Source organism: Methylocystis borbori, assembly GCF_036576025.1.
In the GTDB taxonomy this organism is placed as follows: domain Bacteria; phylum Pseudomonadota; class Alphaproteobacteria; order Rhizobiales; family Beijerinckiaceae; genus Methylocystis; species Methylocystis borbori.
Genome location: NZ_JAZHYN010000016.1, coordinates 1 through 19935, shown reverse-complemented (window position 1 = coordinate 19935; position 19935 = coordinate 1). Strand labels below are relative to the sequence as shown.

Here is a 19935-nt window from a genome sequence, read left to right as displayed (position 1 = left end):
CCGCTGCAGTGCGGCGCCATCAAGTCGCGCCTTTCCCCCAACCGCCGGCGCGCGAGGCTCTTTCTATGCCGGTCGATCTCGACCCTCACGACTGGGACGAATTTCGCGCCGAGAGCCATCGCGCGCTCGACATGATGATCGACTATCTGCGCGCGATCCGCGAGCGCCCGGTCTGGACCGAGCCGAGCGAGGAGGCGCGGGCGCGCTTCAAGCGCGATCTCCCGCAAGAGGGGCGCGATCTGTCGGCGGTGCTCGAAGATTTCGACCGCTACATCAAGCCCTACGCCACCGGCAACACCCATCCGATGTTCATGGGCTGGGCGCAGGGCGCGGGCACGCCCGCCGGCATGATCGCGGAAATGCTCGCCGCCGGCATGAATTCCAATTGCGGCGGGCGCAACCATATCGCCATCGACGTCGAGCGGCAGATCGCCGCCTGGATGGCGCAGGCCTTCGGCTTTCCGGCGGATTCCTCCGGCATTTTCGTCACCGGAACCTCGATCGCCAATTTCCTGTCGCTGCTCGTCGCCCGCGACCAGGCCTATGGCGAGAAGGACGTGCGGCTCAATGGGCTTTGCGCGCTCGAAGGCCAGCTCATCGCCTACGCCTCGCGCGAGGCGCATAATTGCGTGCGCCAGGCGATGGAGCTCGCGGGGCTCGGCTCCCGCCATCTGCGGCTCATTCCCTCCGACGCGCGCCGCGCCATCAAGATCGGCGATCTGCGCCGCGCCATCGCGGCGGACAGGGCGGCGGGCTTCAAGCCCTTTCTCATCGTCGGCACGGCCGGGGCGGTCGACACCGGCGCCATCGATCCGCTCGACCGGCTGGCCGACGTCGCCCATAGCGAAGATTTGTGGTTCCATATCGACGGCGCCTTCGGAGCGCTCGCGGCGCTCTCGCCGGCCCTGAAGCCGCTCGTCAAAGGGCTGGAGCGCGCCGACAGCATCGCCTTCGATTTCCATAAATGGCTGCATGTCCCCTATGACGCGGGCTTTTTCCTGGTGCGCGACAAGGAGGCGCATAAGCGCGCCTTCGCCGCCAACGCCGCCTATCTTACCCGCGCGCCGCGGGGACTTGCGGCCGGCGACACCTGGCCCTGCGACCTCGGCGCGGATTTGTCGCGCGGCTTTCGGGCGCTCAAGACCTGGTTCACCATCGAGACCTTCGGCGCCAAGCGGCTCGGCGAATGCATCGAACAGACCTGCCGCATGGCCAAGCGGCTCGAAGCCTGGATCGAAGCGTCCGGCAATTTCGTCATGCGCGCGCCGGTCGCGCTCAACATCGTCTGCTTCGGGGTCAAGGACGACGAAGACGGGTCGCTCGCGCGCGAAATCGTCATGGAGCTGCATGAGCGGGGCGAGGCGGCGCCTTCGCTCACCATCCTCGACGGCGTTCCGGCGATCCGCGCGGCGATCATCAATCATCGCACCCATGAGGACGACATCGACGCCTTCGCCGGCTTTCTCGACGCGGCGTTAAGGCGCGCCCGCAAGGAGCCGCATGACTTCGGCGCGCTCGTCGAGCCGCATGGGCCCGGCCGGACACGGCTCTCGGAAGACTGAGGGGCGCAAGGCGTCATAATACTGTCATGACTGCGCCGGCTGTTATTTTTTCACGCAGTCTCCGCCGAGCGACGCCATGACTTTCCACCATTTGAAACTGCCGCCGCAGCCCGGCATTCCCGGCTGTCTGTGGCTCTTGCGCTTCAACCCCGCCGGCGGCGTCGAAGCCGGAACGATCGAGGATTTCGACCGTCTCACAGAGGGGGGCGACGCGCCCGAGGAAGGCTTTCTCTGGCTGCATATGGATCTGACCGACGTGCGCGCGCGGCCGCTCATCTCGCGCATTTCGGCTTTGTCGGAAGAGGCGCGCAAATCGCTTTGCGAGCCGGTCGACCACCAATATCTCGCCTATTCGGACGGGGTCGTGAGCGGCGCGCTGCTCGATCACGAGCGGGATCTTTCGGGGCGCACGTCCCGGACCGACTATGTCCGCTTCGCCTGCGGCGAAAGCTTTTTCGTCAGCGCCCGGCGGTTGCCGATGATGAGCATTGAGGCGACGCGGATCATGATCTCGCGCGGCGCGCCGGTTACAACGCCTCTCGCCCTCTTCGAAATGCTGATCCACACGCTCATCGACGGTCTGGCGCGCATCGCGCAGGAGATCGGCGCCGCCTTCGATCGCGTCGAGGACCGCATCATCGACCAGCGCGCCCGTCAGGCGCGCGCGGCCCTCGGCGCGACCCGCCGCGACGCCGTGCGGCTGGCGCGCCAGATCAGCGGCCTGACGACGACGATCGCCCGGCTCGAAGACATCGAGGAGGAAGAGGACGATCTGCGCGACGACGATTTGCGCGCGACGGCGTCCCGGCTCGCGCAACATGCGAGCGCCCTCGGGCAGGACGTGACGAGCTTGCAGGAGCGGGCGCGCCTCCTCCAGGACGAGTTGAACGCCATGCTGAGCCTCGAGACCAATGATCGTCTCTATGCGCTCACCGTGACCACCATGCTGCTGCTGCCGGCGACTTTCGTGACCGGCTATTTCGGCATGAACACCAAAAATCTGGCGTTCACCGAAGAGGACAATGGCTCGCTTTACGCCACCATCCTCTGCGTCCTCGCCTCGGTCGCCATGCTGTTTCTGATGCGCCGCATGGGGCTCGCGGGCGCGCCAGAGAGCGATGATCACAAGGAGGCCCCCCCGGAGCGCCGGGACCGGCCCGCCGACAGGAGTTTTTAGGGGCCTTTCCGCGAGGGTTTACACGCGCGCGCGCGCCGCCTACTTTCCGCGCCGAATCCGGCGGGAACTTCCTGCGCCGACTGAAAATGGGAAAGAAATGCGCGCTGAACCGCTTGCGCTGAAAGCCGACATCGAGCAGTCCATGGGGCTGCTGAGGAGGCATCTTTGACGTCGATACCGCCGAGCGGCGTCTCGCCGAACTGAACGTCAGGGCCGAAGACCCGGCCTTATGGAACGATCCCGAAGCCGCGCAGAAGGTGATGCGCGAACGCACCCAGCTCGAAGAGCAGATGGGCGCGCTCTCGCATCTCCAGAGGGAGCTCGACGATGCGCTGACGCTCGTCGAGCTCGGCGAGGCCGAAGGCGACCCCGCGACCGAGAAGGAAGGCGTCGAGGGGCTCAAAACCGTACTCAAAGAAGCCCGCGCGCGCCAGACCGAGGCGCTCTTTTCGGGCGAGGCCGACGCCAACGACACCTATATCGAAATCCATTCCGGCGCCGGCGGCACGGAGAGCCAGGACTGGGCGCGCATGCTTTTTCGCATGTACGCCCGCTGGGGCGAGCGCCATAAGTTCAAGGTGGACGTGATCGAGGAGACGCCGGGGGAAGAAGCCGGCATCAAATCCGGCACGCTGCTCGTCAAGGGCCATAACGCCCATGGCTGGGCGAAGACCGAATCGGGCGTGCACCGGCTGGTGCGCATCTCGCCTTTCGACTCCAACGCAAGGCGGCATACGAGCTTCGCTTCGGTCTGGGTCTATCCCGTCGTGGACGACCGGATCGAAGTGAACGTCAATGAGTCCGATTGCCGGATCGATACGTACCGATCGTCGGGGGCCGGCGGCCAGCACGTCAATACGACGGATTCGGCGATCCGCATCACCCATATGCCCACGGGAATCGTCGTCGCCTGCCAGGCGGAGCGCTCCCAGCATAAGAACCGCGCCACTGCCTGGAACATGCTGCGCGCCCGGCTCTATGAGCTGGAGCTCGAAAAGCGCGAAGAGGAGGCCAATAAGGCGGCGGCCTCCAAGACCGAGATCGGCTGGGGTCATCAGATCCGTAGCTATGTGCTGCAGCCCTATCAGCTCGTGAAGGATTTGCGCACAGGAGCGACCTCGGGCACGCCCTCCGACGTGCTCGACGGCGACCTCGACGAATTCATGCAGGCCTCGCTTGCCCAGCGCATCTATGGCGGCGGGCCGGAGAAGATCGAGGATGTCGAATAGAGCCGTTCAGCCCCATTTCTCCACGACAAGACCGGCGATGTCGTCGAAATCCTCATTATTCGCGGCGACGAGGGTCAGGCCCTGCGCGAGCGCCTGGGCCGCGATCATCCGGTCGAGAATGCGCCGGCGTTTGGGGTCGAGCTTGCGCATGAGCCGCCCGAACGCCTCCGCCGCCGCATGGTCGAAGGGCAGAATATCGAGATTTTCCGCGATCAGCCCGATGTTTTCGACGAGGCGGGCGTTCTTCTCGCCGCCCGTCGCGCCGGCGAGCGTTTCGCCAAGGCTGATCGCCGATATGGCGACGTCGCCGATTTCCAGCGCCGAGAGCCGGCCCAGCACGCCGGGAAAGCCGAGCGCCGCGGCCATGATGATATTGGTGTCGAGAAGATAGCGGGCCATGCGCGGGCCTCTCGCTAATGCCCGTCGAGCAGCCGCCTGGGCGGCTTGAACTCGGGTCGCGCGAGGCCCGACGGCGGCCCCCCGCGCAGGCGCGCCACCAGCGCCGCCATGTCGAGCCGCAGGGGCGTGACGAGGAGGCTCCCGCCTTGCCGGCGCACCACGACTTCTGTTCCTTCTTCGAAAGCGATGTCCCTTGGGAGACGCACCGCGAGGCTGTTGCCGGATTTGAAGATTTTCGTCGCGCTCATGCCGCGATGGTGGCAGCCTCGGCGGCTTATGTCAATCTTCGTATATACAAGAACTGATTATTCACAACTACTGCGCCGCAAGCCATGTCGGCGCGGTCGCTTCGCCGACTTACATGTTTACGACGGGGAGTCGGTCCGGCCGCTTCGCGAGATTTGTCGAACGCAGCCTAAAGCGATTCGACTCTGTTTCATATCGAAAGCAGCCGCCTGCGCGCTTGCTTGCGCGCGGGGGCGCGTGTTATCTCGCGCCCAGCCACGAGATGCGCTGCGGAGAGGTGGCTGAGTGGTTGAAAGCACCGCACTCGAAATGCGGCATACGGGCAACTGTATCGGGGGTTCGAATCCCTCCCTCTCCGCCAAACACCGCCGATTACGCACAAAGTGACACTATCTCTTTAATTATCAATAATAGTAGATGTTATCGCGCTGGGAGGCGGGGTCCTCGCGTCCTCAACAAGCGGAATAGCCCTCTAACGCTCTGCAAGGCCGGCCAACTGCTTCTCGGCGTGGCGTGCAAGGCCGGCAACACTTAGCAGGTTGACGAAGTTTCTCTTGCGCGGCAGACGCGCTGGATGATAGTTAGCATTATGGCTAAGCATTGTCCTGAACTTTCGCTCCTCTTCCATGCCCTGGCCGATCCGACCCGTCGATCGATCCTGACCCGGCTCTCGGAAGGACCCGCGCGGGTCACGGACCTGTCGGACCCCACTGGTCTGCGCCTGCCCACGGTGATGCGGCACCTTTCGGTGCTGGAAGAGGTAGGGCTGATCGCCACCTCCAAGGATGGGCGGGTGCGCACCTGCGCCATCGTTCCCGAAGCCCTGGAGCCGGTTCGAACATGGCTCGATGAACAGCGAGCCATATGGGAAGCCCGACTCGACCGGCTGGAGGCATTTGCAATGAAGGCGATGAAGGAGCCCATGGAATGACATCGAACTTGGACCGGGAAGGCACGGCTGCGGCGCGCGATCATGCGGAAGGCCGCTTTGCGACGCTGACCTTCGAGCGGGACGTAGCCGCGCCATTGTCCGTGCTGTGGCAGGTTTGGACCGCTCCGGCGGCGCGGGCGGTATGGTCTGCCCCCAAGCCGTCCGTCAGCGCGGAATTTCTGGAGGCCGACACAAGAGTGGGGGGACGTGAAGTCTCGCTCTGCAAGGTTGAGGGCCAGCCGGACGTCCGCTGTGAGTGCGGCTGGCTGGAGTTGCAGCCGGCGCTGCGCAGCGTGAATTACGAAGTGGTCTCGTCCGGGGGAGTGACGCAATCGGCGGCGCTGGTGACGGCCGATTTCTCCGGCGCGGAGGAGCGCAGCCGGCTGGTCGTAACGGTGCAGCTTTCCTCGCTGGCCGAGAACATGGAAGCCCGCTACCGACAGGGCTTCGACGCGGGGCTGGGCAATCTCGCCGGAGTCGCCGGGCGGACCATGGTGCTCCAGCGCGTTATACAGGCGCCGCGAACCATCGTCTGGAACGCCTGGATGAACCCCGAGACGCTGCCGCAATGGTGGGGGCCGGATGGGTTTTCCTGCCGGACACAGAGGATCGACCTGCGAACGGGCGGCGAATGGGTATTCGACATGATAGGCCCCGATGGCGCGGTCTTCCCGAACCACCACCTCTTTACCGAGGTCCGACCGGAAGAGAGGATCGCCTATATGCTGCTATGGGGCGAGAACGGGCCGAAACATGCCGACGCCTGGGCGTCCTTCGAGGAGCAGGATGGGGCGACGAAGGTGACGCTGGGGATGGCGCTCAGCACAGAGGCCGCATTTCAGGAGGCGAAAGGTTTCGGCGCAGTCGAGCTGGGCCTGCAAACGCTGGGCAAACTGGAACGCTTCGCCAAATCCCGATGGGATGCTGTGGCTTAGCAACCGCTTTCAAGGATCGTTTGAGAGGGCGATAGGGTTGTGGCGTAAACGCCGCAATCGCCGCCATTCATCCTATCTTCCCTTCGCCGAGACCGCCGCGCTGATTTTCTTTCGCCGGCCGCCGCGCGTCCAAGCCGCCCTGTATTCAGGCATTCGACGGCGGCTTCTACTTGGAGAAGTTCTTTCCTTTGGAGAGATTTTTCGTAATAATCGCTTTCCGCCTTCCCTTTTGAGCTTCCCGAAATGACCCATGGATTTGGCGGCGATGTCGAAGCATTGAGAAACCTGCTTCTGGCGCTGGAGGAGGCGCAGCGCTCGCCACCCGAGTCTTTCTTCCTCGCCGTCGACGAACTCGCTCATCTCTTGAGAAGGTCGCGCGCGGAAATTCTCGTCGATCTCGACCGTCTAGCCGACCTCGAATTCATCGAAGGGCCCGGTCCCTATAGGGAAAGCGACTGGCTCTTCCGGCGCCTGACCCGTCGCGGCGAAGCGCTGGCGGATTTGATTCGCGACGACAGCGATTGGCGCAAGGCGGTCGAAGCCTATGCGCCCTTTTTTGCGCGCTGAGCCCGCGCCGCCCATGTCTCGCGCCACCACGCCGCCGCTTCGCGGCGACGCGCCTTGACGAGTTGCGCCGCTTCGGCGAGCCGAAGACGGAAACGGTCGTTGGGGGCGAGCGCCATATAGCGTTCGGCGATCTCGGTGATGAGAATGTCGGGCTTTACGCGTTCGACGAGGCGCCAATCCACATTGGCGGACCAGACGAAAATAAGTTCGCGCGCGGTTTCCGCGAGCTGGGCGGTGAGGCGATCGGCGCCGACGGCCGAGAAGGAGTCGCCGAAAAGCAGAATCTTTTTATCGTTCGGCGCTTTCTCGTTTCGGAAGATCACATGCGCGCCGACATGAATGGCGCCGCCATGAAGCGGCGTTTCGAGAATATGGGCGATCCGGTTGGCGTAAACCCGGCGCGCGTCGGAAAGCCAGTAGACCTCCCGCACCTCTTCCCAGAGCGGCGGATCGAATTTTCCGCCAAGGTCCATGACTTTTTTCTGCGCATGCGCGGGGCGCGTCGCCAATTCGGCGTTTGGCGTCAAGTTCAGCGCCTCGCACAGCAGCTCGTAAGCGAGAAGGCAGCCTTCGGGCGTCCAATGGGTGTCGGTGCGCCAGTAGAGATCGATCTCGTCGCGGCGCACGCGCATCGGCGAAACGAGATCGACCCATCCGAAATCGCTCGCCTCGCCCTCGAAAAGCGCCTTCAGGCGGATCGCCGGCGCGAGATCGGCGTCGACGAGGGGCGACGCCTGCTTGTGCCCGTAGATCGTCAGTTTTTCCGGCGCGACGAGATGGGCGTAGGCGACGCCGAGCGCGTCGCAGCGGCGCCGTCTTTTGACGATGGCGTCGCGCCAGCGGCACAGGTTCGAGTCGGGCAGATGGCCGCCCTCACGCTCGTACAGCGTCGTGACGAAATTCGTCCCTCCCGTGAGGAACAGCCAGCCGTCCAGGCCCTCGTGAACGATGAGCTGCGTCACGGCGCGACTTGCGTGCGGTCCTGCGCCGGTTTGCGCGCATAGAGAATCGTCGCGGCGGCGAGTTCGAACAGTTTTTCGCGCGGCAATTCGCGCGCCCAGGACTTTTCCAGCGCCGGGCCGGGAAAAGCGATGAGATCCTGAACGCGCAACCGCAGAAACTCTTTGCGCGCGCGCGGCGGAAGTCCCTGCGACCAGGAGCGCAACTGCCAGGCGAGCGCCCAGACCGGATGGGTCGGCGCCGTCACTTCCTGGCGCTCGATGATGAGATGCGGTTGAAAGAGCGTGCGCAGCCCTTCATGCGTCATGTTGAAATAGTGATGCGGATAGCCATGCAGCGGCTGGAGAAAGGGCGCGCAGCATTTCAGCCAGCCGCCGGGCTTGAGCACGCGCGCGATTTCGGCGGCGCAGCGAAAGGGGTCCTTCACATGCTCCAGCACGGCGATGGAGACGACGCCTTCGAAAGAGTCGTTTTTGAACGGGAGCCGGTCGGCGACGCCGATCACATCCGTCGTCGGATAGTCCATCATTTCGAAATTGACGACATTGCTGTAATAGACCGGACGGTAGCCGGCGCCGACATCGAGAATGAGGCCCTCGGCTTCGTCTTCGATCAAGCCGATGGTTTCGTCGTCATAGCCGTTCTCGCTGATCGGCGTCTCCGCCGACAAATCCTGCGCGCGCCGCGTCGCTTCGTCGAGAAAGCAATATTTGCCCGATTCCGTCAGCGGCGTTTCGGGTTCGAGCAGCAAAGGCTTGAGCGCGGCGAGCTTGCGCGCGCGGATGGCGGGAAGAAGACTTGCGCGCTTCTGTCGACGCGATTGCGCGCGCCCCGGTCCATCGAAATGCGCCCGGGCCGATGCGAATTCTCCCTTTTCGATCGCGCGCGTCGCGTCGGGATTAGCCGCGAGGTAACGCGCTTCGTCGAAATTCTCGAGCGTCGCAGGTTCTTCGTCGCAAACCTTCTGGCGGCGGCCTTCGATCCGTCCGAATTTCTTGAAATGCGACCAGCCGGAGGCGATCTTGCCGACCCGCACGGCCTCCGCGACATCGGGGTTAACCGCTAGATAAGCCTTTTCGTCGAAGGTTTCCGGCGTCGGCAGCTCTTGCAAGGGCGCTGTCTGAAATGGATTGTTCATGGATGCGGCGCGACGAATTTTCATGAGGACAGGCCGACAGGACTGTTAGCACATGCGCGCGGGCGGGAAAACAAGGCGGCTTTTCGGCCTGATCTTGCATCGACCTCGCCGAGGCGCCATTGGGGGAACCCCGCGGTAAAAGGAAACCGGGACTGCGCCGATGCCGTCAAGCCAAAGCGAAACATTTGCCGCAAGGGAGGCGTCGATCGTGGTCGAGGCTTTCTACCGATATGGCTATAGGGGCAAGCCCATGCTCGCCATTCGCGCGCCCTTCGCCATGGGATCGGACGGCGCCGAACTCATCGGCCATGCGATCGAAGCCGATGGACGTCGATATGTCGTCCGCGGCATCGCGCGTCAAATCTCGGGGCCGATCGTGAAGGGCGAGCCGATCGGCGTCGAAGTGCGCGACGCGACCGCGGCGGATTGAGGCGCGCGCGAGGAACGATGAAAATTCTGGGTCTCGGGCACAGCCATATCGTCGCGATCGCCAAAGGCTGTTACGAACTGCAGCAGCAGGCATTTCATATCTGCGGCAAGCCGGTCGTCTCGCGTTTCGTCTATCTTTACGATGAGCAGCTCTTGCCCACGCTCGAAGAAGAGAACGAGCGCCTTCGGCTCAATGCGCAGCTTCGGCGGATCATCGACGACGAGCGGCCAGACGTCATTGTCCTGTCGGTCGGCGGCAATGAGCATATCGCGGTTTCGGTGACGCAGCCCAAGGAGCGTTTCGACTTCATTCTCGGCGCCGAGCCGGAGCTGCCGCTCGAAGCCGGCGCGATTCTTCTGACGGAGGCGGCTGTCCGCGAGACTTTGCGCGAGAAAATGGCGCCGACATTGTCCGTCATCAAGGCGATCAGCGAAGAAGCCAGCGCGCCGCTGGTCTGCCTCGAGCCGCCGCCGCCTCTGCCTAATTCGCGCATTCTCGCCTTCCCGAAGGAATTCTTCCGCAAAGCCTTCGATCCCCGCAAACTTTCGAGCGAGGTCTTTCGCTACAAGGTGTGGCGGACGCAATCCGCGCTCTATCGCGAGATCTGCGCGCAATGCGATATTATGTTCGCGCCAGTGGCCGTGGAATTCATCGAGCCGCCGGGCGTCCTGGCGGAAGACGCCAGAGGCGCCGACGCGTCGCACGCGAACGCCTTCTTCGGCCAGCGCATGATCGCGCGCGCGGGAGAATTGATCGCCTCTCGACGGGTCGACGCCGAATGACGAAGAAATCGCATCCATATTCGAAGCTTCCCGACTACGCCTATTGGCGGCAGGGCGTCGCCGACGTTCCGCCGGGCGCGCTCGATCCCGTGGTCGAAGCGCCGTTCCGCTTCGCGGCGCGCGACGAGGTCGCGACGGCGGGAAGCTGTTTCGCTCAGCATATCGGCCGCTATCTGAAATCGAGCGGCTGCAATTATCTCGTCACCGAGGAGCCTCATTCCTTTATCGGACCGCAGGCGACGGAGGCGCTGAACTACGGAATCTATTCCGCGCGCTACGGCAATATCTATACGAGCCGCCAATTGCTGCAGCTTTTCGACCGCGCCTATGGGCGTTTCGCGCCGGGAGAGAATTATTGGCGCGAAGGCGCGGCCTGCGTGATCGATCCGTTTCGCCCGCAGATTCAGCCGGGCGGATTCAATTCCGAGCGGGAGCTCGATTACGATCGCGAACGGCACTTTCACTGCGTGAGAGAAGCCTTCGAGAAGCTCGACGTCTTCGTCTTCACGCAGGGACTGACCGAACTGTGGCGCTCGCGCGAAGACGGCGCGGTCTTCCCGCTTTGTCCGGGCGTCGCCGGGGGCGATTATTCCGCGGCGAAACATGAATTCGTCAATCTTGGCGTCGAAGAGGTCGTCGCCGATATGACGGCCTTCATCGAGCGATTGCGGTCGGTCAATAAGAAGGCGCGCGTGATCCTGACCGTTTCGCCCGTGCCGCTCGTCGCCACTGCAGAGCCTCGGCATGTGCTTCTCTCGACCGTCTATTCGAAATCGACGTTGCGGATCGCCTGCGATCGGCTGACGCGATCGCTCGACCAAATGGCTTATTTCCCTTCTTACGAAATCGTCGCGGGCGGCTATGCGCCCACCGATTATTTCGCGCCCGACAGACGCAGCGTGACGCAGGAGGGCGTCGCCCATGTCATGCGCGTGTTCGAGCGTCACTTCATCAAGCGCAGCGCCGCCCAGGAGGCCCTGCGCGGCGCCATTCGCGCCTTGGCGCCGGCGGCGAGGGCGGAGGATCCGATCGCAGAAGCCATGCGGCTTATGTGCGATGAGGAGGCGCTGAGCCTGGAGCGGATCGAGGCCGCGCGGGAAACGCTGGCCGACGCCGCCGAGGATGAGGCCGAGGGCGGCGAGGCCGAGGAGCGGCCGCCTCCCGATTAGAGCGGGCTCCGAAACCTTTTCGATCAGGACCTGCTCCAGCTCCAAGCGCGCTAAGGCGTTTTCCGCGCCAATGCCTTCAGTTGAGCGTCAACGCCGGCCTGTCGCGATAGAGCGCCGGGAAGAGACGTTTGAGATTGTCGATCTTCGGCAGATCATTATAGGCGACATAGGGCTGCTCGGGATGCCGGATAAGATAGTCCTGATGATAGGCTTCCGCCGGATAGAAGGCCTTGAGCGGCTCCAGCCTGGTGACGATCGGCGCCGCAAACGCCTTCGCGCCTGAGAGCTGGGCGATATAGTCGCGCGCGATTTTTTCCTCTTCCGGACTCGTCACGAAAATCGCCGAGCGATATTGTGTTCCCGTATCCGGTCCCTGGCGGTTGAGCTGGGTCGGATCATGCGCGACAGAAAAATAGACGCGCAGCAATTCGCCAAGGGTCACTTCTTTCGGGTCGTAGGTTATTTCAACCGATTCCGCATGGCCGCTGTCGCCGCGCGAGACCTTGTCGTAGCGCGCGGTTTCGGTCTCGCCGCCGGCGTAGCCCGAAACGGCGCGCGTAACGCCCCTGACGCGCTGAAATACGCCCTGCACGCCCCAGAAACAGCCGCCGGCTACGACGAGCTTTTGCGGGCCTTGCGTCGCGGGCGCTGGATCGTAGGCCGGCGCGGGAAGGCTGACGGCGCGCTCCGCCGCGTAAAGCGGCGTCGCCAGAATCGCGAGCGCGACGAGAAGCGGAAGATATTTCATCCTTTGCCCTCCTCGACGCCGCGGCCGACGAAACGCAGGGCGACGCCATTCATGCAATAGCGCAGCCCCGTCGGCCTCGGCCCGTCGGTAAAGACATGGCCGAGATGGGCGTCGCAGCGTTTGCAGGAGACGGCGACGCGTCGCATGCCGTATGAATTGTCCACGCTCTCGACGACATTGAGCTTGGAGATCGGCGAAAAGAAGCTCGGCCAGCCCGTGCCTGAATCATATTTGGCCTTCGAGTCGAAAAGCGCCGTATCGCAGCAGACGCAGCGATAAAGCCCGTCGGCGTGGTCGTTCCAATAGGGGCCCGTATAGGCGCGTTCCGTGCCTTCCTTTCGCGTCACCTCGAAGGCGAGGGGAGAGAGCTGAGCGCGCCACTCGGCGTCGCTCTTGACGACCTTCTCGACGCGCGAAAGGCCGAGGCTTTTCCCATTGGCGTCGAATGTTTCGATCTCGACGCGCTCGCCGGCGTCAGCCTTTCGAACGGGAATTGCGAAGGCGATCGCGCCGGCCATCAATTCGCGGCGATTCATGAATGCGCTCCCGGGTCATTGCGAGCGAGGGGCGACGCCCGACCGCATCGATTCTTTGTCCCTCGGCTCCAACAAATAAGGTATGGCGCAGCCAAAGCAACGTAAGCAAATGGCATCGATTCCATGCGCAAAATTTATGGCGTCGACCCGTCCGTCACCTGCGGCCGAACAGCTTTTCGATGTCGGCAAGCTTCAGCTCCACATAGGTCGGCCGGCCGTGATTGCATTGGCCCGCCCCCGGCGTCGTCTCCATCTCGCGCAGCAGCGCGTTCATCTCGGCGGCGGAAAGCCGCCTGCCGGCGCGCACGGAATGATGGCAGGCGCAGGTCGCGAGCACATGGTCGAGCTTGCGCGAGAGGCCGCGCGCGTCACCCGCTTCGGCGAGGAGGTCGGCGATGTCTTCGACAAGCCGCTTGCAATCGATCTCGCCGAGGATCGCCGGACTTTCCCGGATGAGCACGGCGCCCGGTCCGAAAGGCTCCAGCACGAGACCGAGCGCGCCGAGTTCGTCGAGCGCGGGCGCGAGCGCCTCCATGCGCGATGCGTCGAGATCGACGACGATCGGAATCAGCAGCATCTGCCGCGCGACGCCCGTCTCCTCGCGCTGGCGTTTCAATTTCTCATAGACGATGCGCTCATGCGCCGCGTGCTGGTCGACGATGACGAGACCGTCCTGCGTCTGCGCGATGATATACGTCTCATGGAGCTGCGCGCGCGCCGCGCCGAGCGGCGCGTCCGATTCTCCCGCCGGCGCCTCATGCGCGCTGGCGTCGGCCATCGGCGCGCCGGCGTCGAAAGCGGCTTGCGGCGATTCGGCGAAGCCCGAGGGCGCGTAAGGCGAGCGCGCAACCTCCCAATTCGCTTGGGGCGGCGCATGATGGCGCGCGCTATTGCCGCGCATGAGCGCCTCGATCGCGGCGCGTGCGCTTGTATCGGCGCTGCGATGGCTCTTCTCGTCGAGCGCCTGTTTCAGCGCGCCGACGACAAGGCCGCGGATAAGGCCGGGATCGGCGAAGCGCACTTCCGCCTTCGCAGGATGCACATTGACGTCGACGATGCGCGGATCGCAATCGACGAAAAGCGCGACAACGGGATGCCGGTCGGAGCTCAAGAAGTCGAGATAGGCGGCGCGAATGGCGCCGGCGAAAAGCTTGTCGCGCACCGGCCGTCCATTGACATAGACATATTGCATCTGAGCGTTGCCGCGATTGAAGGTCGGCAGGCTCGCAAGGCCCGAAAGCTTCACGCCTTCGCGGGCGGCGTCGATCTCGATGGCGTTGGCGCGGAATTCTTCGCCGAGAACCTGCGCGATGCGCCGCGCCCTGTCGCAGCCGCAGGCGGCGTAATCAAAAAGCGCGCCGCTGTCGGCGCCGAAGGCGAAGCGCACCTCGGGATGCGCCAGGGCGAGGCGTTTCACGACATCGACGACGGCCGCCGTTTCCGCGCGTTCGGTTTTCAAGAATTTCAGCCGCGCCGGCGTGGCGGCGAAGAGCGCACGCGCTTCGATCCTGGTCCCGCGCGGCCAGGCGCTGGCGACAAGGCCGCGCTTTTCGCCGGCTTCGACAAGGATCGAAAATCCATGCGGCGCGCCCGATGCGCGCGTCTCGATCGAAAGGTCCGCGACCGCCGCGATCGACGGCAGCGCCTCGCCGCGAAAGCCGAGCGTCGCGATATTGGTGAGATCGCCGTCCGGGATTTTCGAGGTCGCATGGCGCTCGACGGCGAGCGCGAGATCATGCGCGTCCATGCCGCATCCGTCGTCGATAACGCGAATGAGCTTCTTGCCGCCTTCTTCGATCGCGACGTCGATGCGGCTCGCCCCGGCGTCGAGCGCATTCTCGATCAGCTCCTTGACGGCGGAACTCGGCCGCTCGACCACTTCGCCGGCGGCGATGCGGTCGACGAGGATGGGGTCGAGGCGGCGAATGGGCATGGGCGGATCGGTTCGGGCGAATCGGCTCAGGCGGCCGAGGTTTGGAATTATAGCGAGTTTGGGAGAGCAATCGCTATGACGGACGCGAGGAGCGGCGTGCATATCGGCGAAGGAAACCGTAGGCCGAAACCGCCGCTTAAGACCGCACTACGGTTTTCTGAAACCGTCGGGAGCATCGGCGTAATTGCGCGTCCGCTCGATGACGGCGTCAGGGGCTTGTATGCAACGTGGGAATTTCAGGATCTGCCCTTCGACCCGAGCCGCGCGATGGTTGTCCGCAGGGCGGATTTGCGAGCGAATTTCAGCGACAAAGCATGATCGCCTGATTGCTGGCAGCGTAGCAACTAGGCAAGAAAAGGTGCTGTCACAGCATAAACTTGGTGCTATCCTCGACATTATTTGCAGGAGCGCCCAATGCCCGATTTCAAGGGTCTCGAAAATTTCAATCTCATCCTATTTTTCATAGTGCCGGGCATTGTGATTGTGAGCGCTCGTTCGCGCTTCATAACGGGAAGGATGCCGTCGCTTACCGAAAATGTTTTGGGGTTTTTTGTCCTGTCCCTCATATATTATTCGTTGACGGTCTTGTTTATCGAACAGGCTTTAAGTGTGAGAGAACCATGGATTGCGAAAGCTATAATCTGGATAATGCTGATACTCTGCGGTCCAGCTCTATTTGGTATTTTCCTTGGCGTTTCATCACAAAAAGAATGGTTCAGTTGGATACCACAAAAGTGCAATGTCACGACCATTCACGTGATACCTACCGCTTGGGATTGGAGATTTTCAAAGGTTCCTCGTGGTGGCCAGTTTGTGATGGTCACGCTCACGAATGATGAAAAAGTTGCGGGTTTTTTTGGAAGTAATTCTTTTGCCTCTTCGGATTCAGGTGAAAGAGATTTGTATATCGAAGAAGAATACATAGTTTCAAAGGCCGACATTTGGGAGCCTAGAGCTGACAAAGTTGGTATCCTTGTTGCCGCAAAAGAAATCAAATATATTGAGTTTTGGGAGCCGAAGGTCGAGGAAAACGCACATGACTGAAAAAACTCCAACTTCTGCAACCAGAGGACATCAGCCCGCTCCGAGCACACCCCAAGCTCCGAAAGGGGTACAGGGTGGATATCAAGCGCCGTCAGGAGGGGCAAAGCCTGCGGCACCGACAACGGGCAGCGGCGTGCAAAAGAAATAGTTTTTCAAGAAAGCAACTGGTCGCGAAACACCTCCTCGTGCTGATGGCTGGGTGAGCTTGGGTAGTAACCCCATGTGAACGTCCCGCGCCTTGGCGCGGCGGCGTCTTGAGGCCCCGCGATGATATGGATATAACGCCCACAGCCATCGGTGAGGCTAAGAATGTTGTTCACGAAACGCAAGCCGGCGAGCGTCGGCGAAATCCTGGCCGAAGAATTCATGACGCCGATGGGGTTGACGCAGGCCGCGCTCGCCGAGGCGATGGGCGTGCAGCGCAAGCATGTCAATGAACTCTGCAACGATCGCCGGAGCGTGACCGCGCCGACCGCGCTTATTCTTGCGCGCGTATTCGGCAACAGCCCTGAATTCTGGCTGAACGTGCAGCGGCGCAGCGATTTGTGGGAAGCGACGCATTCGCCTAAGGAGCGCGAACGTATCGCCCGCGCGAAACCTCTAAAATCTGTCGCCTGAACCGCGCCGATTACTTCGAGTGCGTCGAGCCCTCCTCTCCTGCAATAGGCGCCAGCACCAGCGCGAGATTCTCCACGCCAACCACCCGCGCCCTCGCGCCAGGCGCAAGGATTTCGACGTGCGCGTTCTCGACAAGCCGCGCCTGCCATTCGACGCCCGACCAGAAGACGGTTCCATGCGTCTTCGTCACTTCATGCGTCGCGATCAATTCGCGGCCGATGAGATCGCTGCTCTTATCTTCCTCTATGTCGGCGTTTTGAAAGCGTCGCAGCGGCCGCCAGCCAATAAGCGCGACGAAGAGGCTCGCGCCGGCGATAAGCGCGAGCGTCTCGACCGGCGCGGGACGCCAGCCGGTGGCGTAAAGCAGCGCGCTCGTTACGAGCGCGCCGACCGCGACGAACATCGCCGGCGACAGGCCGATCACCACAATATCGAACCCCAGCAGCGCGAGGCCGGCGACGAGGCTCGCATTCGCGGGATCGTAAAGGAACGCCGGCTCCATGCGCTCACTCCGTCTGCCAGGGCTGCGCCCGGCCCGACTGTTGCGCCGGAGTCGCCGCGCCGCCGGCGTTGACCATCTTGAGGACCGCCATGGCCTTGGCGAGCCAGCCGGCGGGGTCGGCGCCGTCGCCCATCAGCACCAGCGAATTGCCGGCTTTGGCGAGGCGGCCATATTGCTCGATAGCGGATTTGGCGACTTCAAGCTGCACCGCCTGATCGCCGCCCTGCTGGGTGATTTGCGTGCGCACCAGTTCGATGGCCTTCGCCTGGCCTTCGGCGCGCAGAATGGCGGCCTGTTTCTCGCCCTCGGCGCGGTTGATCTCGGACTGTTTGACGCCTTCGGATTCGAGCACCGTCGCCCGCTTGTCGCGCTCGGCCTTCATCTGCCGCTCCATCGACTGGCGCAGCGACTCGGGCATGGCGATGTCCTTGATCTCATAACGCGTGACATGCGCGCCCCAGAGCTGCGCCGCGTCGGAGACGGCGCGCACGACGCGCTCATTGATCTCGCTTCTATTCTCGAAAGTCTTGTCGAGCTCCATGGAGCCGATGGCGGAGCGCATGGAGGTTTGCGCCAGATTGATGATGGCGCGGCGTATGTCCTGCGCGCCATAGGCGGCGTCCTTGGCGTTGACGATCTTGTAATAAAGAACGCCGTCGATGGTGACGGTGGCGTTGTCCTTGGTGATGGCGTCCTGTTCCGGCACGTCGATCACCTGTTCGCGCAGATCGAAAGTATAGGCGATGCGCTCGACGACCGGCCAGACGAAATTGACGCCCGCGCCCAGCGTGCGGTTGTAGCGCCCGAGCCGCTCGATGACGAGCACGGTCTGCTGGCGCACGAAGCGCACCATGGTCGAGAGCGCGAGCAGCGCGACATAGGCGAACCAGAAGAGCGGATTGTGGAAGAGGCCGATCGGCAGGCCGAGGTTGAACGACTGGTCGAGGACCAAGAGGCCGATTGCGACCGCGCCAACGATAAAGAGCGCGAAACCCATGGAATGATCTCCCGGCGAGAGATGCGACGCGGAATTTCCGTCATCGGGCGAAACGGCGCGCTTCCATGATTAGCATCGCGCGCGCCGTGACGCCATGCGCGCGCTCGCCAGCGGCGCGCATGACGAAGCCTTATCGCGCCTTGAAGGGAAGCGAATGTGCGCCGGCGCAAGCGGCGCGCCCGCGATCAGGGATCGCGCCGCCACCAGCTCTCGAGCGTCGGCCCGAACACGGGCGACGCATAGCGCGGCATCGGCTCCGGGCGGATGAGATCGCTCGAATGCGCGATCCATTGCTCGGAGGCGTGAAAGAGCGGCACGACATAGAATCCCGAGAGCAAGACGCGGTCGTAGGCGCGTACGGCGGTGACGAAATCATCGTGGCTTTCCGCGGCGAGCAGCGCCGCGATCAGGGCGTCGATCGCGGGCGACGCCGCGCCGGCGAGATTGAAGGACGCCTCCTGCGCCGCGCTCGCGGAGCCCCAGCGCATGCGCTGCTCATTGCCGGGCGAAGCGGAGGCGATCCATTGTCCGATCATCATGTCGAAGTCGAATTTCTGGCGCCGGCGCTGATATTGCACCTCGTCGACGAGCCGCACCCGCGCATCGACGCCGATGCGCTTGAGCGAAGAAGCGTAGTTGAGCGCCAGGCGCTCCTGATTGCGATCCTTGACCATGATCTCGAAAGAGATCGGCTGTCCGTCCTTGCGCAGCGCGTCGCCCTCGATGCGGTAGCCGGCGCTTTCGAGCAATTCGAGCGCGCGCTTCGCCATTTCGCGGTCGCGCCCCGTGCCGTCATTGGCCGGCGGCCGCCAGCGGCCTTCGAGAATGTCTTCGCGCACCGCGCCCGGAAAGGGTTCGAGGAGCTTGCGCTCCGCCGCGCTCGCTGGGCGACCGGTAGAAGCAAGCTCCGATTCGTCGAAGAAGCTTTTCGTGCGCGTATAAAGGCCGGCGTAAAGATTGGCGTTGATCCATTCGAAATCGAACATCATGCCGAGCGCCTCGCGCAGGCGGATGTCCTGGAACAAAGGTCTTCGCGTATTGAAGACGAAGCCCTCCATCCCCTTGGGCATGTCGTTCTTCAAGGTCTCCTTGACGACGCGGCCTTCGTTCAAAGCGGGAAAATCATAGCCCGTCGCCCAGCGCGTCGTGCTGGTCTCGTCGCGATAATCGAGAAGGCCCGCCTTGAAGGCTTCGAAAAGCGAATTGCCGTCGCGGAAATATTGGATGTCGATCTCGTCGAAATTATAGAAGCCGCGCTGGCTCGGCAGATCGGCGCCCCAGTAATCGGGATTGCGGCGCAGCAGCAGGCGCGCGCCGGCCTGGGCGTCCTGCACCACATAGGGTCCCGAGCCGATCGGCTTGGCGAGCGTCGCGTCAGCGAATTTTTCGACATCCGTCGCATGTTTGGGCAGCACCGGCATGATGGCGAGGATGAGCGGCAATTCGCGGTCGCCGACGCCCGTGAGGTCGAAACGCACCGTATGCGCGTCGGGGGCGTCGACGGATTTGACGAGCCCATAGGCGATACGCTGCTGCGGGCGCCCTTTGTTCTTGAGCAGGTCGAAGGAAAACAGCACGTCCTCCGCGGTGATCGGCTTGCCGTCGGAAAAGCGCGCGCGGGGATCGAGATGAAAAGTGACATGGGCGCGCGCCGGATCGACGTCGATGGACTGGGCGATAAGGCCGTAAAGGGTGAAGGGCTCGTCCTGCGAGCGCGCCATCAGGGTCTGGAAGACATTCCCGGAAATCCCCTGCACGGCGCTCCCGGACTTCAGATTGAAGGGATTGAGGCTGTCGAAGGTCCCGGCGAGGCCGACGCGCAATTTCCCGCCTTTTTTGGCGGCGGGGTCGGCATAGGGGTAATGATCGAAATCCGGCGGCAGGGCGGGCGCGCCATGCATGGCGATCCCATGGGTGGGGATCCCTTGGGCGCCGATCCCATGGGCGGCGACCGCTTGGGTGGGCGGCGGCTTCGCGCCTTCCGCCGCCGCCGGCGTCTGCGCCGCGGCCGTCGTCGCAGCGAGGAGGAGGG

Annotated in this window: 21 protein-coding genes and 1 tRNA gene; 12 read left to right on the top strand and 10 right to left on the bottom strand. The window is 63.3% G+C overall.

Translation table 11 applies throughout. The features are described 5' to 3' along the window. The first annotated feature begins 65 nt into the window (after positions 1-65). The 3 genes from V3H18_RS07265 (at position 66) to prfB (ending at position 3968) form a co-directional block, all read left to right on the top strand. Positions 66-1562, top strand: a complete 1497-nt coding sequence (locus V3H18_RS07265) for a pyridoxal phosphate-dependent decarboxylase family protein (RefSeq protein ID WP_332081321.1) — start codon at positions 66-68, stop codon at positions 1560-1562. A gap of 76 nt (positions 1563-1638) precedes the next feature. Then, positions 1639-2739 carry a CorA family divalent cation transporter gene (locus V3H18_RS07260; RefSeq protein ID WP_332081320.1) on the top strand — a complete coding sequence of 367 codons (1101 nt, stop codon included), beginning with the start codon at positions 1639-1641 and terminating at the stop codon, positions 2737-2739. 97 nt (positions 2740-2836) lie between these two features. Continuing rightward, a protein-coding gene (gene prfB, locus V3H18_RS07255) for a peptide chain release factor 2 (RefSeq protein WP_332081319.1) occupies positions 2837-3968 on the top strand; the annotation gives its coding sequence in 2 pieces (ribosomal slippage) (positions 2837-2905 and positions 2907-3968; 1131 coding nt in all). Positions 3969-3974: 6 nt separating this feature from the next. Here prfB and V3H18_RS07250 read toward each other — a convergent pair. Together V3H18_RS07250 and V3H18_RS07245 are read right to left on the bottom strand one after the other, a co-directional pair. Continuing rightward, positions 3975-4367 (bottom strand): PIN domain-containing protein, encoded by a 393-nt coding sequence (locus tag V3H18_RS07250; RefSeq protein ID WP_332081318.1) that lies wholly within the window; start codon positions 4365-4367, stop codon positions 3975-3977. Between the two features lie 14 nt (positions 4368-4381). Next, positions 4382-4615, bottom strand: a complete 234-nt coding sequence (locus tag V3H18_RS07245) for an antitoxin (RefSeq protein WP_332081317.1) — start codon at positions 4613-4615, stop codon at positions 4382-4384. A 269-nt stretch (positions 4616-4884) separates the two neighbouring features. Here V3H18_RS07245 and V3H18_RS07240 point away from each other — a divergent pair. The 4 genes from V3H18_RS07240 to V3H18_RS07225 all read left to right on the top strand — a co-directional run bounded on the left by V3H18_RS07240 (position 4885) and on the right by V3H18_RS07225 (position 7046). Then, a tRNA-Ser gene (locus V3H18_RS07240) sits at positions 4885-4974 on the top strand. A gap of 228 nt (positions 4975-5202) precedes the next feature. Beyond that, positions 5203-5544 carry an ArsR/SmtB family transcription factor gene (locus V3H18_RS07235; RefSeq protein ID WP_332081316.1) on the top strand — a complete coding sequence of 114 codons (342 nt, stop codon included), beginning with the start codon at positions 5203-5205 and terminating at the stop codon, positions 5542-5544. Then, positions 5541-6479 carry an SRPBCC family protein gene (locus V3H18_RS07230; RefSeq protein WP_332081315.1) on the top strand — a complete coding sequence of 313 codons (939 nt, stop codon included), beginning with the start codon at positions 5541-5543 and terminating at the stop codon, positions 6477-6479. Before V3H18_RS07235 ends, V3H18_RS07230 begins: the two co-directional genes overlap by 4 nt. A gap of 243 nt (positions 6480-6722) precedes the next feature. Then, complete coding sequence (locus tag V3H18_RS07225) at positions 6723-7046, top strand: DUF2513 domain-containing protein (RefSeq protein ID WP_332081314.1); 324 nt, start codon at positions 6723-6725, stop codon at positions 7044-7046. Here V3H18_RS07225 and V3H18_RS07220 read toward each other — a convergent pair. Further along, on the bottom strand, positions 7022-8008 hold the full coding sequence (locus V3H18_RS07220; protein WP_332081313.1) for an alginate O-acetyltransferase AlgX-related protein: 987 nt from the start codon (positions 8006-8008) through the stop codon (positions 7022-7024). The genes V3H18_RS07225 and V3H18_RS07220 overlap by 25 nt on opposite strands. Continuing rightward, positions 8005-9144, bottom strand: a complete 1140-nt coding sequence (locus V3H18_RS07215; protein WP_332081312.1) for a class I SAM-dependent methyltransferase — start codon at positions 9142-9144, stop codon at positions 8005-8007. The genes V3H18_RS07220 and V3H18_RS07215 overlap by 4 nt, the downstream gene beginning before the upstream one ends. Positions 9145-9352: 208 nt before the next feature. Between V3H18_RS07215 and V3H18_RS07210 the strand changes: the two genes are divergently transcribed. Genes V3H18_RS07210 through V3H18_RS07200 form a run of 3 tightly spaced genes read left to right on the top strand, consistent with a single transcriptional unit; the run spans position 9353 to position 11525 of the window. Next, positions 9353-9574, top strand: coding sequence for a hypothetical protein (locus tag V3H18_RS07210; RefSeq protein ID WP_332081311.1), 222 nt, complete (start codon positions 9353-9355; stop codon positions 9572-9574). A gap of 17 nt (positions 9575-9591) precedes the next feature. After that, a complete protein-coding gene (locus V3H18_RS07205; protein ID WP_332081310.1) occupies positions 9592-10356 on the top strand; it encodes a hypothetical protein in 765 nt (254 codons plus the stop codon). After that, on the top strand, positions 10353-11525 hold the full coding sequence (locus tag V3H18_RS07200) for a GSCFA domain-containing protein (RefSeq protein WP_332081308.1): 1173 nt from the start codon (positions 10353-10355) through the stop codon (positions 11523-11525). Before V3H18_RS07205 ends, V3H18_RS07200 begins: the two co-directional genes overlap by 4 nt. 76 nt (positions 11526-11601) lie before the next feature. On the opposite strand, the gene msrA is transcribed toward V3H18_RS07200, so the two are convergent. The 3 genes from msrA to mutL all read right to left on the bottom strand — a co-directional run bounded on the left by msrA (position 11602) and on the right by mutL (position 14742). Continuing rightward, a complete protein-coding gene (gene msrA / locus V3H18_RS07195; RefSeq protein ID WP_332081307.1) occupies positions 11602-12273 on the bottom strand; it encodes a peptide-methionine (S)-S-oxide reductase MsrA in 672 nt (223 codons plus the stop codon). Then, complete coding sequence (msrB, locus tag V3H18_RS07190) at positions 12270-12809, bottom strand: peptide-methionine (R)-S-oxide reductase MsrB (protein WP_332081306.1); 540 nt, start codon at positions 12807-12809, stop codon at positions 12270-12272. Before msrB ends, msrA begins: the two co-directional genes overlap by 4 nt. Before the next feature lie 154 nt (positions 12810-12963). After that, on the bottom strand, positions 12964-14742 hold the full coding sequence (gene mutL / locus V3H18_RS07185; protein ID WP_332081305.1) for a DNA mismatch repair endonuclease MutL: 1779 nt from the start codon (positions 14740-14742) through the stop codon (positions 12964-12966). A 414-nt stretch (positions 14743-15156) separates the two neighbouring features. On the opposite strand from mutL, the gene V3H18_RS07180 reads away from it, so the two are divergent. Further along, positions 15157-15786: a DUF6338 family protein gene (locus V3H18_RS07180; RefSeq protein ID WP_332081304.1), complete on the top strand. Its 630-nt coding sequence runs from the start codon at positions 15157-15159 to the stop codon at positions 15784-15786. Between the two features lie 309 nt (positions 15787-16095). After that, positions 16096-16404: a HigA family addiction module antitoxin gene (locus tag V3H18_RS07175; protein WP_332081303.1), complete on the top strand. Its 309-nt coding sequence runs from the start codon at positions 16096-16098 to the stop codon at positions 16402-16404. A gap of 10 nt (positions 16405-16414) precedes the next feature. Here V3H18_RS07175 and V3H18_RS07170 read toward each other — a convergent pair whose 3' ends face one another. The 3 genes from V3H18_RS07170 to V3H18_RS07160 form a co-directional block, all read right to left on the bottom strand. After that, positions 16415-16906, bottom strand: a complete 492-nt coding sequence (locus V3H18_RS07170) for an NfeD family protein (RefSeq protein ID WP_332081301.1) — start codon at positions 16904-16906, stop codon at positions 16415-16417. A 4-nt stretch (positions 16907-16910) separates the two neighbouring features. Then, positions 16911-17903, bottom strand: a complete 993-nt coding sequence (locus tag V3H18_RS07165; protein ID WP_332081300.1) for an SPFH domain-containing protein — start codon at positions 17901-17903, stop codon at positions 16911-16913. Positions 17904-18088: 185 nt separating this feature from the next. Next, positions 18089-19840: an extracellular solute-binding protein gene (locus V3H18_RS07160; RefSeq protein WP_408631770.1), complete on the bottom strand. Its 1752-nt coding sequence runs from the start codon at positions 19838-19840 to the stop codon at positions 18089-18091. Positions 19841-19935: the final 95 nt, after the last annotated feature.